At 47.5% G+C, this 16849-nt stretch carries 17 protein-coding genes and 1 other RNA gene; all 18 read left to right on the top strand.

From position 1 onward, the window contains the following. Positions 1-2: 2 nt before the first annotated feature. The 18 genes from LUCIF_RS06150 (at position 3) to LUCIF_RS06065 (ending at position 16768) form a co-directional block, all read left to right on the top strand. Positions 3-2213 (top strand): RelA/SpoT family protein, encoded by a 2211-nt coding sequence (locus LUCIF_RS06150; RefSeq protein ID WP_122627003.1) that lies wholly within the window; start codon positions 3-5, stop codon positions 2211-2213. Next, positions 2210-2659, top strand: a complete 450-nt coding sequence (dtd, locus tag LUCIF_RS06145) for a D-aminoacyl-tRNA deacylase (protein WP_122627002.1) — start codon at positions 2210-2212, stop codon at positions 2657-2659. Before LUCIF_RS06150 ends, dtd begins: the two co-directional genes overlap by 4 nt. A gap of 16 nt (positions 2660-2675) precedes the next feature. After that, a complete protein-coding gene (locus LUCIF_RS06140) occupies positions 2676-3296 on the top strand; it encodes an MBL fold metallo-hydrolase (protein WP_122627001.1) in 621 nt (206 codons plus the stop codon). 19 nt (positions 3297-3315) lie between these two features. Beyond that, positions 3316-4362: an AI-2E family transporter gene (locus LUCIF_RS06135; protein WP_122627000.1), complete on the top strand. Its 1047-nt coding sequence runs from the start codon at positions 3316-3318 to the stop codon at positions 4360-4362. A 7-nt stretch (positions 4363-4369) separates the two neighbouring features. After that, positions 4370-4819, top strand: coding sequence for a Fur family transcriptional regulator (locus LUCIF_RS06130; RefSeq protein ID WP_122626999.1), 450 nt, complete (start codon positions 4370-4372; stop codon positions 4817-4819). After that, on the top strand, positions 4809-6359 hold the full coding sequence (gene hemZ, locus LUCIF_RS06125) for a coproporphyrinogen dehydrogenase HemZ (protein ID WP_207857088.1): 1551 nt from the start codon (positions 4809-4811) through the stop codon (positions 6357-6359). Before LUCIF_RS06130 ends, hemZ begins: the two co-directional genes overlap by 11 nt. A 3-nt stretch (positions 6360-6362) precedes the next feature. Continuing rightward, positions 6363-7628, top strand: coding sequence for a histidine--tRNA ligase (gene hisS, locus LUCIF_RS06120; protein ID WP_122626998.1), 1266 nt, complete (start codon positions 6363-6365; stop codon positions 7626-7628). A gap of 1 nt (position 7629) precedes the next feature. After that, positions 7630-9417 carry an aspartate--tRNA ligase gene (gene aspS, locus LUCIF_RS06115; RefSeq protein WP_122626997.1) on the top strand — a complete coding sequence of 596 codons (1788 nt, stop codon included), beginning with the start codon at positions 7630-7632 and terminating at the stop codon, positions 9415-9417. 83 nt (positions 9418-9500) lie between these two features. Next, positions 9501-9684: non-coding RNA, 6S RNA (gene ssrS / locus LUCIF_RS06110), on the top strand. Positions 9685-9811: 127 nt separating this feature from the next. Next, positions 9812-11062, top strand: coding sequence for a replication-associated recombination protein A (locus LUCIF_RS06105; protein WP_370744938.1), 1251 nt, complete (start codon positions 9812-9814; stop codon positions 11060-11062). A gap of 276 nt (positions 11063-11338) precedes the next feature. After that, positions 11339-11782: an RrF2 family transcriptional regulator gene (locus LUCIF_RS06100; RefSeq protein WP_122626995.1), complete on the top strand. Its 444-nt coding sequence runs from the start codon at positions 11339-11341 to the stop codon at positions 11780-11782. Then, on the top strand, positions 11782-12990 hold the full coding sequence (gene nifS, locus LUCIF_RS06095; RefSeq protein ID WP_122626994.1) for a cysteine desulfurase NifS: 1209 nt from the start codon (positions 11782-11784) through the stop codon (positions 12988-12990). The genes LUCIF_RS06100 and nifS overlap by 1 nt, the downstream gene beginning before the upstream one ends. A 24-nt stretch (positions 12991-13014) precedes the next feature. Then, positions 13015-13386, top strand: coding sequence for a Fe-S cluster assembly scaffold protein NifU (nifU, locus tag LUCIF_RS06090; RefSeq protein WP_122626993.1), 372 nt, complete (start codon positions 13015-13017; stop codon positions 13384-13386). A 4-nt stretch (positions 13387-13390) separates the two neighbouring features. Next, the gene (gene mnmA / locus LUCIF_RS06085; RefSeq protein ID WP_122626992.1) at positions 13391-14485 is read left to right on the top strand and encodes a tRNA 2-thiouridine(34) synthase MnmA; all 1095 of its coding nucleotides are present in this window, start codon (positions 13391-13393) and stop codon (positions 14483-14485) included. Between the two features lie 189 nt (positions 14486-14674). Continuing rightward, the gene (locus tag LUCIF_RS06080; protein WP_122626991.1) at positions 14675-15193 is read left to right on the top strand and encodes a PRC-barrel domain-containing protein; all 519 of its coding nucleotides are present in this window, start codon (positions 14675-14677) and stop codon (positions 15191-15193) included. Between the two features lie 18 nt (positions 15194-15211). Further along, a complete protein-coding gene (locus tag LUCIF_RS06075; protein ID WP_122626990.1) occupies positions 15212-15409 on the top strand; it encodes a YrzR-like zinc ribbon domain in 198 nt (65 codons plus the stop codon). A gap of 1 nt (position 15410) precedes the next feature. After that, positions 15411-15611 (top strand): hypothetical protein, encoded by a 201-nt coding sequence (locus LUCIF_RS06070; protein ID WP_126720579.1) that lies wholly within the window; start codon positions 15411-15413, stop codon positions 15609-15611. Positions 15612-15742: 131 nt separating this feature from the next. After that, a complete protein-coding gene (locus tag LUCIF_RS06065) occupies positions 15743-16768 on the top strand; it encodes an AI-2E family transporter (RefSeq protein WP_122626988.1) in 1026 nt (341 codons plus the stop codon). The last annotated feature ends 81 nt before the right edge of the window (positions 16769-16849 follow it).

Here is a 16849-nt window from a genome sequence, read left to right as displayed (position 1 = left end):
GTATGGGCAGCGGGGAGACCTTGTATGCAATTGAAGACATAATAAAAAAAATAAAAAAATATCAGCCAGATGCACCGATTGAGTTGGTTATGAAAGCGTATGAAGTTGCCAGCAAAGCCCATCGCGGTCAATTACGGGTTTCCGGTGATGAATTTATTCAGCATCCGTTAGGTGTCGCGAATGTATTAGCCGATTTGCAAATCGATATAATTACGATCAGTGCCGCTTTGTTGCACGACGTCGTCGAGGATACACCCATTTCCTTAGAAGAACTGGAAAAACAGTTTGGCAGGGAAATTGCCATGTTGGTGGACGGCGTAACTAAATTAAACCGGATTGAATATAAGTCCAAAGAAGAGCAGCAACTGGAAAATTACCGTAAAATGTTTCTGGCTATGGCTAAAGACATCCGCGTTGTTTTGATTAAATTGGCCGACCGTCTGCATAATATGCGGACCTTAAAATATATGATCCGGCAAAAACAAAAAGAGATTGCCCGGGAAACACTGGAAATTTTCGCTCCGTTGGCGCACCGGTTAGGAATTTCCAATATAAAATGGGAGTTGGAAGACCTTTCTTTTCGCTATTTGGAGCCGGAAAAATATTATGAACTGGTAGAAAAGGTAAAACAGAAGCGTAAAGAGCGGGAAGCGATTGTTAATGAGGCTATCCGGGTTTTATCCGAACGCCTGGCGGGTATGGGCATTCGCAGTGAAATCCAGGGCAGACCGAAACATTTTTACAGCATCTACAAAAAGATGCAGAAAGACCATAAAGACTTAAGCGAAATTTATGACCTTTCCGCCGTACGGGTTATTGTCGATACCGTAAAAGACTGTTACGGAACCCTGGGAATTGTTCACACTTTGTGGAAACCGCTGCCAGGCCGGTTTAAGGATTTCATTGCCATGCCCAAATCCAATATGTATCAGTCACTGCATACAACCGTAATTGGCATTCAGGGGCAGCCGCTGGAAATTCAGATTCGTACCTGGGAAATGCATCATACTTCGGAATTCGGCATTGCCGCCCATTGGCGTTATAAAGAAGGGGCAAAAGGGGCCGACAAAGAATTTGATCAAAAATTAGCGTGGCTGCGCCAGTTACAGGAATGGCAGCAGGATTTGCGGGACCCTCGCGAATTTATCGAAACTCTCAAATTGGATGTTTTCGCCGACGAAGTTTTTGTTTTTACTCCCAAAGGAGATGTTATTGATTTGCCGGCCGGATCCATCCCGATTGATTTTGCTTACCGGATTCATACCGATGTGGGACATCGCTGCGTTGGTGCCCGGGTTAACGGCAAGATGGTTCCGCTGGAGTATAAATTGACCAACGGCGACATTGTGGAAATTATTACTGCTAAACAAGGCAATGGTCCCAGCCGGGACTGGCTGAATATCGTCGGCTCTTCCGAGACGAAAAATAAAATCCGTCAATGGTTTAAAAAAGAAAAACGGGAAGAAAACATTGGTAAAGGGCGGGAACTGATCGAGCGGGAGAGTAAAAAGCTGGGCTATGACTGGCGCGAGCTGATAAAAGGAGACCGGCTGCTTGAAATAGCAAAAAAATTGAATATTACCAATGAAGAGGATTTACTGGCTGCGTTAGGGTATGGCGGTATTACCTTGCATGGCGTCATGACCAAACTCATTGAGGCCTATAAGAAAGAACTGAAAAGCACTACACCGCCTGACTTGTCGCAAATTCTATCGGAACTGAAGCCAAAACACAGTAAAAGTAAAGGAAGCCATGGGATTTTAGTGGAGGGAGAAACGGGGGTTATGGTTCGTCTGGCCCGTTGCTGCAATCCCGTTCCGGGTGATGTCATCGTGGGCTATATTACCCGCGGCCGGGGCGTGTCGGTTCACCGGGCCGATTGTACCAACATTTTAAACCATCCGGAAGAATATGAGCGAATGATTGAAGTAAACTGGGATATAGCCACAGATCATGTATATAAGGTGGTTGTTGAACTGACGGGCGCCGACCGTCCCAACTTGTTATCCGATATCCTGATGGTGGCCTCGGAAAGTAAAACCAATGTAAGCTCGGTCAATGCCAAAGTCCATAAAGACAAGACGGCGACGATCACCTTGAGTTTGGATATCAGCAATCTGAATCAGTTAGAACACATTATGACCAAAATGCGGCGGGTAAAAGATGTATACAACGTGCACCGGTCAGCCCCCAGTACGGGAGGTGCCTTATGAGAGCAGTAGTGCAAAGAACGGATCTGGCCGCTGTGACAGTGGATAACCGGCCGGTTGCTTCGGTGGGAAAGGGATTGACGGTTTTCCTGGGCGTTGGTAAAGAGGATACCGAGGCGGATGTAGCCTATTTGGCGGAAAAAATTGTAAATTTGCGCATTTTTCCCGATGAGGCGGGAAAAATGAATTTATCGCTGTTACAAATACAGGGAGAACTTTTGGTGGTTTCCCAATTTACCCTTTTCGGCGATTGCCGCAAAGGACGGAGGCCTGCTTTTGATACGGCGGCTTCGCCGCCTATGGCGGAAAAACTGTATGAACTATTTTTAGCTGCCTGCCGCCAATATGGCATAAATGTGGGATGTGGGCAATTTCAAACGGAAATGATTGTCCGGTTGGACAATCATGGTCCGGTTACGATACTTCTTGACAGTAAACGAGCTTTTTAGGAAGACGGTGGATATCATGAAGGTAATTCGCTTTGAAGTGGGCAATCTGGGTACAAATTGCTATATTGCCTATTGTGAGCAAACCCGGCAGGCGGCGGTTATTGACCCCGGCGGCAACGCGGCGCAGATTCTCGATATTCTCGCTGGCCAAAAACTGCAGGTAAAACTTATTATCAATACCCACGGACATGTGGATCACATTGCGGCCAACGGAGAAGTCCAAAACGCAACGGGAGCCGCCGTGCTGATTCATCCCCGGGATGCGGGCATGCTGACGAATCCGCAGCAGAATTTATCGTCTTTTATCGGCGGGGAAGTAGTCCTGAAACCGGCCGACCGGCTCATCAATGACGGCGATATCATTCCTGTCGGCAATACGGAGCTAACCGTCCTTCATACACCCGGGCATACCCCGGGCGGAATTTGCCTTAAGGGCGACGATCTGTTATTCAGTGGCGACACTTTATTTGCGGAATCAATCGGCAGAACCGATTTCCCCGGTGGTTCTTATCAACAGTTGATTACGGCCATTCAAGAAAAATTAATGGTTCTGCCCGATGGGATGAAGGTACTGCCCGGGCACGGCCCGGAAACGACAATTGGTTGGGAACGGACTCATAATCCGTTTATTCAGTAAAGGTTGGGTGGCGGTTTAGGTGAGTAAACCGGTTTCAGCTTGGCTGAAAATACTAATCTCGGGCTTGGGAATAATCCTTCTCAGTCAGGTTACATCTATTTATTTGCCAATTATTCTGGCGGTTATTGCGGCTTTTTTATTAAATCCCCTGGTATCTTTTCTGTCAAAACCCCATTCCTGGTCCGGCAGATTTATTTTACCGCGTTCTTTGGCGGTCCTGGCAACCTTTCTTTTGGCCGGTTGCTTACTGCTCCTGGTTCTGACATTTTTGTTTTTGCCTTTTATTAAAGAATTTAACCGGTTTGTTGTCGATTTACCAACATTAGGGCTAAAAATTCAAAATATCAGCACGGTTATTGAAAAACATACCAATAGCATGATGCATCTGCCGGAAAATGTAAAGGGGCTGACGGAACAGGCCTTATCCGCCGCCACCACTTACTCGGTCGGCCTATTGCGCCGTATTTTTGATTCCATCCTGCATTTTGCTTCGCAAATTGTTCAATTGCTTGTCGTTCCCGTTTTGACATACTATTTCTTGAAAGACTGGCAAAGTTTAAAAGACCATTTTGTAGCAGTTTTTCCTGCGAACCTTCAGAATAAGCTGCGGCTGATGATAGAAGAAATGGGGGTTGTGGTAAGCGGTTATATCCGCGGCCAAATACTGACCAGCATTGTCATTGGTTTTATTGTCTTTTTGGGTATGTATCTGATGGATGTCAATTATCCGCTCGTGTTGGGGCTCTTGGCCATGCTGACCGAAACAATACCGATTATCGGTCCCATTATCGGTTCGGTGCCGGCCATCTTATTGGCTTATCTGGTATCACCCGCCCTGGCCTTGAAGGTGATTGTTTTCTATCTGATTGTCCATCAAGTGGAAAATCATATTGTTTTGCCCAATATTATGGGGCATACAATTGAATTGCATCCCGTCTTAATTATTATCAGCCTCTTAGTCGGCGGGCAGTTTTTCGGTATTATCGGCATGATGCTGGCTGTACCGGTCATGGCTTTGTTACGGGTAATCATCCGACACTTGTGGTATTTTGGGGAAAGTAGGTGACCAATCCATGTCCATTAATATGACCGACCTGCGGGAAAAATTCCGGGAGCGCCAATATAAACTGACCCCGCAACGCCAGACAATTTTACAAATCTTTGTTGACCATCCGGACAAGCATTTAAGCGCCGAAGATGTTTATGACATTTTGCGACAGCATGCTTCCGATATTGGCCTGGCTACGGTGTATCGTACCCTTGAACTGCTAAGTGATCTTGACATACTGCAAAAAATGGAATTTGGCGATGGCTGCAACCGCTATGAATTGAACCAAAACAATACGCTGCATCACCATCATCATCTGATTTGCATTGCCTGCGGTCTGGTGAAAGAATTCGAAGATGATTTACTGGAAACCTTAGAAACCGTAATTGCCCGCAAAAGCAATTTTACAATTACCGACCATCAGGTGAAATTTTACGGCTATTGTCAGGAGTGCCAAAAGAAACGTGAAGGTTGAACAATATTTTTTATGTGGTGATGCACTTGCCTATTCCGGCGCAGTAAACCAGATTATGGTGTTGTTTGAGGTGCTTCCGGCAACCTGTCCGTTAGGGAGTGATGTGAACCCTGATCAGCCCGGAGGGTTTTTGCCCGAAAATGCGGTTCTGATTCGTAACCGTATCTTGCCGGAGAAGGATGCGCAAATCGCATTGCTTACGGAAGGATTTTTCCGGTGTGCCGCCCATAAGCCGGGCAGGGTGGTCCGGCAGGCAACGGCAGCCATTGTTCCCGGTGAGCACGACCGGGAAATGAAACGGCTGCTTATGCATAATGTGTTATATATTATGCGAAAAATCACCGGCACCGACCCCGGTCCCTGGGGTATATTGCGCGGGGTCCGCCCGACCAAAATCGTGCACCGTTTATTGGACAAAGGGCTCAGTAAACAACAAATTACCGAAAAGATGACGGCTGATTATGCCGTGAACGCGGCCAAGGCGGAATTGGTCACAAAAATTGCTCTCTATCAGCGTCCTTTTTTATTGCCGGCGGAAGGAAAGGCCTGTGTCAGCATCTATATAGGCATACCTTATTGTCCGTCCCGCTGCTTGTATTGCTCCTTTCCCGCCTATGTCCGTCCGGAAAATCCGCGAGAGCTGCTTGTGTTTCTGAATGCACTGGAACAGGATATCGACACGGTAATTAAACTGATTGAACGGTATGGCTTGCAGGTTGAAACGGTATATATCGGCGGTGGTACCCCTACGAGTTTGCCGCCGGCTTCTTTTGCCCGTGTCCTTGACCGGGTGTCCCGGTTAATAACCGCTGAAACAAAGGAGTTTACCGTGGAAGCAGGAAGACCCGACAGTATTGACGATGGCCACATTGAAGCCCTGTGCCGTTACGGGGTAACACGAGTAAGTGTAAATCCCCAGACTATGCAGCAAAAAACCTTAAATCGTATTGGACGCCGACATACCGTAGAGGATATAATTAAAGTGTTTGGCAAATTTAGAAAAGCCGGCATTCCGGTAATCAACATGGATGTAATCGCCGGGTTACCCGGTGAAGATGAACAGGATATGGAAGATACCATGCAAAAAATCAGCCAATTAGGACCGGAAAATCTTACAGTACATACGCTGGCTCTGAAGAAAGGTTCCCTGCTGAAGGCCAACCTTGCCGAGTATGATTTGCCTGATGAAAAAACGACCGCCCGGATGCTGTCGATTGCTGACGGTTATGCCTCAACCCTGGGCATGAATCCCTACTATATGTACCGTCAAAAATACATGACCGGCAATTTGGAAAATATCGGCTACTGTCAACAGGGAACCGAATGTTTGTATAATATTCAGATGATGGAAGAAAGACAGACTGTAATCGGCATCGGTCCGGCCGCTGCAACCAAAGCCGTAGACAGGTCAACCTGGCGTTTGGAAAGCCGGTATAACGCCAAGGACGTCTTGACATATATAAACCGGCTGCCTTCTTATCTTAATGAACGCAGCAAACTGTTAACCAGATTATTTGCACACCGGGAGGAGGAAACTTAAATTATGTTAACAACGGGACCGCGCGGGACAAAGGATATATTGCCGGACAGCAGTAAGTATTGGCGGTATGTGGAAGAGACCGCCCGGGAAGTATGCAGAATGAATGCTTACCAGGAAATTCGTACCCCCGTATTTGAGCATACGGAACTTTTCTTGCGCGGTATTGGTGAGACGACCGATATTGTCGAAAAAGAAATGTATACTTTTAATGACCGGGGAGGCCGCAGTATTACTTTGCGGCCGGAAAATACGGCAGCTGTTGTCCGGGCTTATTTAGAGCATAAGTTATATGCCGGTCAGCCGCCGCTGAAAGTGTTTTATATGGGACCTATGTTCCGTTATGACCGTCCGCAGGCAGGACGGTTCCGGCAGTTTCATCAGTTTGGCGTCGAAGCAATCGGTGCGGCCGATCCAGTTATCGATGCCGAAATTATTACTCTTGCCATGCAATTTTTTCAAAAACTGGGGTTAAGTGAGCTGAAACTTTTTCTCAATTCGGTAGGCTGCCCCAAGTGCCGTCCTGTATACCGCCAAAAACTGCAAGCGTTTTTGCGCGATAAATTAGCCCATTTGTGTAAAGACTGTCAATCACGGTTTGAACGGAATCCACTGCGCATTCTTGACTGCAAAAATGAGACCTGCGCCCAATTATCCGCCGGCGCACCGCAAATGACGGACTGTCTTTGTGAAGAGTGCAGCGGCCATTTTACTCAATTAAAAGAATTATTAACGGCGGCTGAAATCCAATACAGCTTAAATCCCCGTCTGGTTCGGGGGCTGGATTATTATACGAAGACCGCGTTTGAAATTCAATATGCCCCGTTGGGTGCGCAAAGTGCGGTATGCGGCGGCGGACGTTATGACGGTCTGGTAGAGGAATGTGGTGGACAACCGACTCCCGGCATTGGCTTTGCAATCGGTCTGGAACGGGTCATGCTGGCTTTGGAGAAGCAGAATTTGCTGCCGGAACCGGCGGAAAAACTGGATGTCTTTGTTGCCCCTCTGGGTACTCCGGCACAGCTCCTGGGATTTAAACTGCTAACAAGGTTGCGTCAAGACGGATTTACCGCCGATATGGACTTTATGAACCGCAGCCTGAAAGGACAAATGAAACAGGCCAATAAACTTTCGGCCCGGTTCGCCGCCATTATCGGCGAGGAGGAAGTAGCCGCCAATCAGGTCATGTTGAAAGATATGCATACGGGCGAACAGCAACGAATGACGCTACCTGAGGTTATGAAAACATTAAATATGGGAGTGGAATTTTAACATGGATACAATGGCAGGTTTAAAACGTACGCATTCCTGTGCGTCTCTAACTAAAGAGGACACCGGCAAGGAAGTGGTTTTATGCGGCTGGGTGGCGCGCCGTCGCGACCATGGGGGACTTATTTTCGTCGATTTTCGTGACCGTTCGGGGATCGTCCAGGTTGTATTTTCGCCCGATACGAATGAAGCGGCCTTTAAAAAAGCCGAAACTATCCGCAATGAGTATGTTCTGGCTGTGCGGGGAACAGTCCGGCAACGGTCGGCAGCAACGGTCAATCCTAACATGGTGACGGGAGAAATCGAGGTGTATTGCACGGAACTGCGGATTCTCAACAGTGCGAATACGCCGCCCTTTTATATTCAAGACAATCTTGAGGTGGATGAAACCGTTCGCCTGAAGTATCGCTACCTTGATTTACGCCGTCCCGAAATGCAGCAGAACCTGATTCTCAGACACAAAGTTACCAAGGCGATGCGGGATTTCTTCGACCGGAACGGATTTATAGAAGTAGAGACTCCTATGCTTACCAAAAGTTCGCCGGAGGGAGCGCGGGATTATTTAGTACCCAGCCGGGTCAATCCAGGCAAGTTTTACGCTTTGCCCCAATCACCGCAGATTTTCAAACAACTCCTCATGGTTGCCGGTATGGAGCGTTATTTTCAAATTGTCCGCTGTTTTCGCGATGAAGATTTAAGGGCCGACCGGCAGCCGGAATTTACTCAATTGGATATTGAAATGTCTTTCATTGAACGGGAAGACGTTTTGACACAGATGGAGGAAATGGTTGCTTATTTATTCCGGCAAGCCCTGGAGGTTGATATCGTTACCCCCATACCGCGTTTAACTTATGAAGAAGCCATGTCACGTTACGGCTCGGACAAGCCGGATATTCGTTTCGGCATGGAACTGATTAATATTTCCGACGCCATTCGGGGTTCCGAGTTTAAGGTATTTGAAACCATTCTGGCTAACAGCGGACAGGTAAAAGCCATTAATGTAAAAGGCTATGCCGATATTCCCCGGCGGGAGCTGGATGGCCTGGTCAATTATGTTGGCAATTTCGGCGTAAAAGGATTAGCCTGGATGTGTTATACGGCCGATGGTATCAAATCATCCATAACCAAGTTTTTTACCCCGGAAATCATTACCCGGATTACCGAGACAACTCAGGCCGAGGAAGGGGACCTGCTTTTAATTGTAGCGGGAGAGTCCAATGTCGTGGCCAATGCCCTGGGACAACTGCGATTGGAAATGGCCCGTCGCTTAAATCTTATTGATCCGGATAAACTGTCCTTTTTATGGGTTATTGATTTCCCGATGTTTGAATACGACACGGAGGAAAAGCGCTGGGTAGCCATGCATCATCCCTTTACTTCACCGCGGGACGAGGATGTGGCATTTTTGGCCAGTGACCCCGGACGGATTAAAGCCAAAGCGTATGATATGATTTTAAACGGCACGGAAATCGGCGGCGGCAGCCTTCGTATCTATAACCGGGAATTGCAGGAACAAATCTTTAAGACGATTGGCCTGACCCAGGAAGAAGCGAATGAAAAATTTGGCTATTTGCTGGAAGCATTTGAATTCGGAACTCCGCCGCATGGCGGCATTGCCTTCGGCCTGGACCGGCTGATCATGTTAATGGCCAAACGTTCTTCCATCCGCGACGTCATTGCCTTTCCCAAAACGCAAAGCGCCAGCGATGTGATGGCCCAGGCGCCGTCGGAAGTCGCGCCGCGCCAGCTGAAAGAATTGCACATAAAAACCGATGTCCTGGTAAAAAAATAATGGTAAAACATTCCACGGGCAGCTTACTTGCAAACCGGCTTTATCTTTGATAAGATAAAAGACGAAAAGTTAAGAATATTTGGTTTGCCCTGCTGTGTGCGTGGGATGCCAATTGTTTTGAGCCAACACATTTACGAAGGGAGCCCTGACTCTGATTGTGGCCTGTAAGCCCTGCTTTACTGAAGGGAAATAGAAAGCAATCAGGCGGGCACCCACCTGCCTGGGGCAGGTTCAAAACAACGGCAATAACGGCATGGTGGGGGTTTTATATTGATTTGGCGCTCGGCCAAATCTTTTTATTTTAGCATTTAGAATAAAACGGGTGATTACTGTGGATTTGTTTACCTTAGCTCATCAGCAGGATAGGGAGCGGGAAGCGCCGCTGGCCGTACGGATGAGGCCGGAAACACTGGCTGAATATGTGGGGCAGGATGACATCCTTGGCAAGGGAAAATTTTTACGCCGGATGATTGAAAATGATAATATTCCGTCCATTATTTTATTTGGGCCGCCCGGAACGGGAAAAACAACGTTAGCTCATATCATTGCCAACGCCACCAATGCTCAGTTTGAACGATTAAACGCCGTCTCTTCCGGAGTGGGCGATATTCGTAAAATTGTAGAGGGGGCAATGGAGCGATTGCGGCTCTACAATCGCCGTACCATTCTTTTTATTGATGAAATTCATCGCTTTAACAAGAGTCAGCAGGATGCTTTGCTGCCTCATGTGGAAAACGGCGTAGTAACGCTAATTGGCGCCACTACGGAGAATCCTTATTTCGAAGTAAATTCTCCTCTTTTGTCCCGCACCCGGATTATTCGCCTGCATCACCTGGAGCGGGAAGAGGTGATACAAATCTTAATCCAGGCTTTGAACGACCGGGAAAGAGGTCTGGGAAAACTGGAACTGCAATATGAAAAAAATTCATTGGCATGCATTGCCGATTTAGCCGGCGGCGACGCCAGGGTCGCTTTGAATCTCTTAGAACAGGCCGCCTATGCTGCCGGCAACGGCGGTCGAATCTCGGCGGAAATGATCACCGCCATTGCGGGTGAGAAACGCCAGCTTTATGATAAACACGGTGATAATCATTATGATGTGGTATCGGCGTTTATTAAAAGCATGCGCGGCTCCGACCCGGATGCGGCGCTGCATTATTTGGCCCGTATGCTGGAAGCCGGGGAAGATTTGAAGTTTATTGCCCGGCGGATTGTCATTTGCGCGGCGGAAGATGTGGGCAACGCGGATCCGCAGGCTCTGGTCCTGGCGATGTCGGCGGCGCAGGCAGTACAGTTTATCGGCCTGCCGGAAGCCAGAATCCCCTTAGCTCAGGCCGTTACCTATATTGCTGCCGCGCCGAAAAGCAACGCCGCCTATATGGCGATTGACCAGGCTTTCAAGGATGTAAGGGAAAATAAGTACGGCCTGGTGCCGGCTCATTTGCGGGATTCCCACTATAAAGGAGCCCGGCAGTTAGGCCACGGTGAAGGGTATCTCTATCCGCACGACTATCCCGGCGGATACGTTTCCCAACAATATTTGCCCGATGCCCTCGCCGGTACGGTTTATTACCGGCCCACCCAAAACGGGGTAGAAGCGCTTTTGGCGGAACGGTTAAAAAAATTGCGTCAAGGCGGGTCGTAACTTTCTCGTTTCTTTAAAACAGCCGCCAATGGCTGTTTTTTTATTCGCCCGGGACCATAAGCCTGCACCTGAAATCACGGCCTCCTTTTCCAAAATCCAATTACAAATTTCCAATTACCGAAAAACCGCTAACAGCGGTTTTTCTCATATGCCTAATATTTTGGCTGTAAGAACCTAATAATATAACTGTGATTCCTTTGACAAGCGGCGATTTTTCTGCTATAGTTAAATCAAATAAAACCTATCGAAATAGTCGGAATAGCGGAGAGATTGCTTATGAAACTTTCAACCAAGGGCCGTTACGGGGTAGCGGCTATGTATGATCTGGCCCTGCACCGGGGAGAAGGTCCCATATCCCTGAAAAGTATTGCCAGCCGGCAAGGTATTTCGGAGCATTATTTGGAACAGCTGATGGGAACGCTGCGTAAAGCCGGATATGTGAAAAGTGTCCGGGGCTCACAGGGTGGCTATGCTCTGACCAAAGAGCCGGATCAAATATCGGTGGGTGATATTATCCGGGCTATGGAAGGGCCGATTGCTCCCGTCGATTGTGTGCTCACTGACAACGACACAGCAACCAATGATTATTGCGAAAGGGCCGGCTCTTGTGTTACCCGCGGTGTCTGGGCCAAAGTACGCGACAGCATTAATAACGTGTTGGATTCAATATCTCTCGCTGATTTATGCCGTGAAGAAAAGGTTCAAGGAGATGAATGCTGATGAAAAGAATTTATTTTGATCATTCCGCTACAACACCGGTAGACCCGGAGGTAGCTACCTTAATGCTGGAGTATATGACCGATAAATTTGGTAATCCTTCCAGTATCCACAGTTTTGGCCGGGAAGTAAAAAAAGCGGTCGATCAAGCCAGGCAAAGTGTAGCCGATCTGATTGGCGCCAATCCGAATGAAATATTTTTTACCAGCGGCGGTACGGAGGCCGACAATCTGGCGCTTAAAGGGGTTGCCTACGCCAACCGTAAAAAAGGAAATCATATTATTACTACCGCGATTGAGCATCATGCCATTTTGCATACTTGTGAATACCTGGAAAAACAGGGTTTTTCCATTACTTATCTGCCTGTCGATGAAAATGCGATGGTTCGCCTGGAAGATGTAAAAAACGCCATTACCGATCAAACTATCCTGATTAGCGTTATGTTTGCCAATAATGAAGTGGGTACAATTCAACCGATTAAAGAAATCGGACAATTGGCCCGGGAAAAGGGAATTTATTTTCACACCGATGCGGTACAGGCTGTAGGCAATTATCCCATTGATGTCAATGAATACAATGTGGACTTACTTACCTTATCGGCTCATAAATTTCACGGGCCTAAAGGGATAGGCGCCTTATATGTCCGTCGTGGTGTCCGGCTGGAAGCCCAGCAGCAGGGCGGTGGACAAGAGCGCAGTATCCGGCCGGGTACGGAAAATACGCCAGGTATTATCGGGCTGGGAAAAGCGGCGGAAATTGCCAAGCGGGATATGAACACCAAAATTGCCCAGGTTGCCCGCCTGAGAGATAAGTTAATTGCGGGTATCGAGGCAAAGATTCCTCATATTAAATTAAACGGCCATCGTACCATGCGGGCGCCGGGCAATGTTAACTTTAGCTTTTTATATGTCGAAGGGGAATCGCTGTTACTTAATCTTGATTTAAAAGGAATTGCCGCTTCCAGCGGTTCAGCCTGCACGTCCGGTTCGCTGGATCCGTCCCACGTACTTTTGGCAATGGGTCTAACCCATGAAGTAGCCCATGGGTCGCTGCGGATTTCTTTGGGGCGCGGCAATACGGAAGAAGAGATTGATTACTGTCTGGAAGTACTGCCCGGAATTATTGAAAAACTCCGCAGCATGTCGCCGCTCTATGGAACGGAAATGCAGCCAATGTCCTCCAATCCGTGCAATCTGTGTCACCGTCATTAATTCGTCTAGAGGAGAGGGTTTTTTATGTATACAGAAAAAGTTATGGATCACTTTACCAATCCCCGTAATGTCGGCGAAATTAAAAATGCCGACGGCATAGGCGAAGTTGGTAATGCCAAATGCGGCGATATTATGCGCATTTACTTAAAAGTGGAAAATGACATTATCGAAGATGTAAAATTTAAGACTTTTGGCTGCGGTGCCGCCATTGCCACCAGCAGCATGGTCACGGAAATGGTAAAAGGAAAAACCTTGTCGGAAGCGCTCCAAATTTCCAACCAGGCGGTAGCGGAAGCGCTGGACGGTTTGCCGCCCGCTAAAATGCACTGTTCCAATTTGGCCGCCGATGCACTGCATGAGGCCATTAAAGACTACATCCAGAAACGGGGAAAGTGATTGCATGGGTACTAAAGCAAGAGTCTTAGTGGCCATGAGTGGAGGGGTGGACAGTTCATTAACTGCCGCCCTTCTTGTACATCAGGGCTATGATGTAATTGGCGCCACAATGCAGCTATGGGATGAGAATTTACCGGCTGCCGATCCGGAACACCGGGGCTGCTGCTCCCTGTCGGCGGTGGAGGATGCCCGGCGGGTTGCCGATAAAATCGGGATTCCCTACTATGTTTTGAACTTCCGGCAAATGTTCCAGCAAACCGTGATTGATTATTTTATCCGGGAATATTCCGCGGGACGAACACCGAACCCTTGTATAGCCTGCAACCGCTATCTGAAATTTGACGGCTTTTTGCAAAAGGCCCTTGCCTTGGGGGCGGAGTATGTCGCTACCGGCCATTATGCACGCATCCGCTATGACGATTCACTGGGCCGTTATTTATTATGCAAAGGACTGGACAATACGAAAGATCAGTCCTACGCCTTGTATCACCTGACACAGGCCAGTTTAAAACATTTTCTCATGCCTCTGGGGGACTACACCAAAGTCCAGACCCGTCAAATGGCCAGAGAATTCGGACTGGCGGTGGCGGAAAAACCAGACAGCCAGGAAATTTGTTTTATACCGGATGACGATTATAAGCGTTTTATGGAAGAACAAGCGCCGGAAGCATTGCGGCCGGGAAATTTTGTCGATACTCACGGCAGAATTATCGGGCGCCATAAAGGATTACCCCTTTATACGGTAGGACAGCGCAAAGGCTTGGGACTTGCCGCCGGCAAGCCGCTGTACGTGGTCGGTCTAAAGCCGGAGAGCAATGCAGTAATACTGGGGACTAACGAAGAAGTCCTTGCCCGGGAACTCATTGCCGGCGATCTCAATTGGATTCTATTCGACCAGCTTGATAAACCGCGCAAGATAAAGGCCAAGATCCGTTACAGCGCGAAAGAGGGCGATGCCGAACTCACCCCGTTGCCCGCAAACAGGGTTTTGGTCCGGTTTAAGGAACCGCAGCGGGCTATTACGCCGGGGCAGTCGGTTGTTTTTTATGAAGACGATCTTGTTGTCGGCGGTGGTACAATTATTGAGAAATCAGGCTGAAAAATTCATGAAAATGCAATAAAAACCCCTCATAATGGTCATAATAGAAATACAATCTGTTTTAGCCCACTTTTCGCAGTCCGCTGTCATTCGACAATAATTCTCCCGCGTTATTTGCTTTGTGGCTATAAATTAGGAGAAATATTGTTGCCATAAGTTCAGGGTGCGAAATGTGGGTGGGAGGCCGTTATGCAGAAAGTGTCCAATGTATTTGGCCTGCCGGTGCTGGAAACGGAAACCGGTACCCAGATTGGAGAGGTGCGGGAAGTAGTTTTAAATTTTCATCATGCCGCTGTGTGGGGACTTATTATTGCTGGTATGGATTGGCTAATAGAAAAAGAGCAGGGTATTGCTTTTTTTGATTTGCTTAGTATCGGCAGAGATGCCGTTATGATTCGCAATTATGAGTGTTTGCAGATTATGACGGATGTTTGCCAGCAGGAACCGTCTCTGCATCTTGTGCATGACCTTCTAGGCAAGCCGATTTTTACGGAACGGGGCCGGGAATTAGGGATTCTGACCGACATTGTTTTTGAGGAAGTTACCGGTGAACTTAAGGCATACGAAGTGTCCGACAGTTTACTGACCGATTTGTTGTATGGACGCCAAATGATGCCCTTGCCGCCCGCGCATGTAATAGGTCAGGACAAAATGATTGTTCCTGAATGCATGAAGGAACTACTTTATACCAATCCTCTATCTCAGTAATACTATGAGGTGGTTGGGATGATAACCTGTCCTGTGTGCGGACAGCGAACTGTGGGAAAAGTTGGTGCCGACCAGTATTTTTGCTGGGATTGTTGTGTAGAGTTCATAATGAGCGGCCAAAGTTTTAAGGTTTTCGATGTAGAATTGGACGGCACGCTGACTCTGCATGATGATCCAATGCAGAATGCTGTCAATTTAGAGGTACAAAAGGGGTGATATGATGCGCAGTAAATTTTGGCAGGGACTAATGTGGGGCGGAATTCTAGGTACCGTAGTTGGCGCCATCATAGGGCCCGCGGCCAGGCCGCAGAAAAAGCCTTTAGTAGAACGCAGCACCGACGCGATTCGTTGTACAACTCGAAATTTGATGCGGGAAGCCCGTTTGGCGCGAAAACGCTTAATCAAAAAAATGGATTAGTCATGCCGTGGAGACCAAAATGGTCTCCCTTTTTTTCAGTAACAGAAAGTAAGACCCTTTGGATCTTTCTTGAGGAAAAGAATTACACATGTTTTGCTTTTTGGTTACATACATTATCCGGGGTGTTGAATATGCAAATTACAAAACGTGTTGTCCGTTTTGTCGTTGCCGGCGGAGCATGTATAATCGGCTTATATGGTTTATGGCTTGTTCGCCGCAGCCTCTATCCGTTTGCGATCGCTTTATTCTTAGCTTATCTTCTAAATCCGTCCGTATGCCTTTTGGAAGCGAAAGGTTTAAAACGGTCCTGGGCCATTGCCGTTGTTTATTTTTTTGTTTTTGGCGGTCTTATGATCGGTGGTTCCCAACTGTTACCGGCTTTAATCCGCGAGATGGAAAACTTCGGTAAAGATATGCCGCAAATGGTTAAAAAAGGGGAGGAGTTTGTTTATAACCTTCAGTGGCATTATTCAAACTGGCAAATTCCACAAGCGTTTCGTACGGCCTTGGATGACACGTTATTTGCCTTGGAAGAAAGTGTACAGGACTCCATTCATGGAATTATAAACGGGCTCATCGGCCTGCTCGGCCATTTTATCGGCATATTAATCAGTCCGGTACTAGCATTCTATCTTTTGCATGACTGGGACAACATTAAAGAGGGACTGCTTCATTTACTGCCGGGGTACTGGCGGCATGAAGTCGTGCTGACTTTCAAAGACGTTGATAAGGTGCTGGGCGGCGTTATCCGCGGACAATTTATGGTGGCTGTCCTGGTAGGTGTTTTGGCTGCCACAGGCATGTTCTTTTTGCATCTGAAATATGCCTTGTTAATCGGCATATTTGCCGGTATCCTGGACATTATTCCTTACTTCGGCGCATTTATCGGCGCAGCGCCGGCAGTTGCCGCCGCCTTGCTTGTTTCCCCCTTGCTAACTTTAAAAGTTATAGTCCTGTTTTTTTTTATACATCAGTTGGAGGGTTCGGTTATCCAACCCAAAATTATTGGTGATTATACCGGGCTTCATCCTTTATCGGTCATCTTTTTTGTTTTTGTCGGCGGAGAACTGGCCGGATTGACGGGAATGTTGCTGGGGGTGCCGGTAGCTGCCGTTATCAAAGTATTTTTGCAACATTTGGCGCGTCTCCTTATTTAGGCGATACTCTCCAATTATTGACATTGCAATTTAAATTATGTATAATTCCAGAAGAAAACGCCTGATAATTTGGAGGTTGAT

The sequence above is a fragment of the Allolucifera butyrica genome, assembly GCF_900476375.1.
GTDB lineage: Bacteria > Bacillota > Negativicutes > Sporomusales > UPPP01 > Lucifera > Lucifera butyrica.
The sequence above is the reverse complement of the archived record's forward strand: the minus strand, read 5'-3'. Positions and strand labels throughout refer to the sequence as shown.

What these genes read in the sequence shown, in the direction of transcription:
- LUCIF_RS06100 (WP_122626995.1), top strand. Translation starts at nt 11,339, where the DNA reads ATGAAACTTTCAACCAAGGGCCGTTACGGGGTAGCGGCTATGTATGAT.
- LUCIF_RS06130 (WP_122626999.1), top strand. Translation starts at nt 4,370, where the DNA reads ATGTCCATTAATATGACCGACCTGCGGGAAAAATTCCGGGAGCGCCAA.
- hisS (WP_122626998.1), top strand. Translation starts at nt 6,363, where the DNA reads ATGTTAACAACGGGACCGCGCGGGACAAAGGATATATTGCCGGACAGC.
- nifS (WP_122626994.1), top strand. Translation starts at nt 11,782, where the DNA reads ATGAAAAGAATTTATTTTGATCATTCCGCTACAACACCGGTAGACCCG.
- LUCIF_RS06065 (WP_122626988.1), top strand. Translation starts at nt 15,743, where the DNA reads ATGCAAATTACAAAACGTGTTGTCCGTTTTGTCGTTGCCGGCGGAGCA.
- dtd (WP_122627002.1), top strand. Translation starts at nt 2,210, where the DNA reads ATGAGAGCAGTAGTGCAAAGAACGGATCTGGCCGCTGTGACAGTGGAT.
- nifU (WP_122626993.1), top strand. Translation starts at nt 13,015, where the DNA reads ATGTATACAGAAAAAGTTATGGATCACTTTACCAATCCCCGTAATGTC.
- LUCIF_RS06150 (WP_122627003.1), top strand. Translation starts at nt 3, where the DNA reads ATGGGCAGCGGGGAGACCTTGTATGCAATTGAAGACATAATAAAAAAA.
- mnmA (WP_122626992.1), top strand. Translation starts at nt 13,391, where the DNA reads ATGGGTACTAAAGCAAGAGTCTTAGTGGCCATGAGTGGAGGGGTGGAC.
- aspS (WP_122626997.1), top strand. Translation starts at nt 7,630, where the DNA reads ATGGATACAATGGCAGGTTTAAAACGTACGCATTCCTGTGCGTCTCTA.
- LUCIF_RS06075 (WP_122626990.1), top strand. Translation starts at nt 15,212, where the DNA reads ATGATAACCTGTCCTGTGTGCGGACAGCGAACTGTGGGAAAAGTTGGT.
- LUCIF_RS06140 (WP_122627001.1), top strand. Translation starts at nt 2,676, where the DNA reads ATGAAGGTAATTCGCTTTGAAGTGGGCAATCTGGGTACAAATTGCTAT.
- LUCIF_RS06070 (WP_126720579.1), top strand. Translation starts at nt 15,411, where the DNA reads ATGATGCGCAGTAAATTTTGGCAGGGACTAATGTGGGGCGGAATTCTA.
- LUCIF_RS06080 (WP_122626991.1), top strand. Translation starts at nt 14,675, where the DNA reads ATGCAGAAAGTGTCCAATGTATTTGGCCTGCCGGTGCTGGAAACGGAA.
- LUCIF_RS06105 (WP_370744938.1), top strand. Translation starts at nt 9,812, where the DNA reads ATGAGGCCGGAAACACTGGCTGAATATGTGGGGCAGGATGACATCCTT.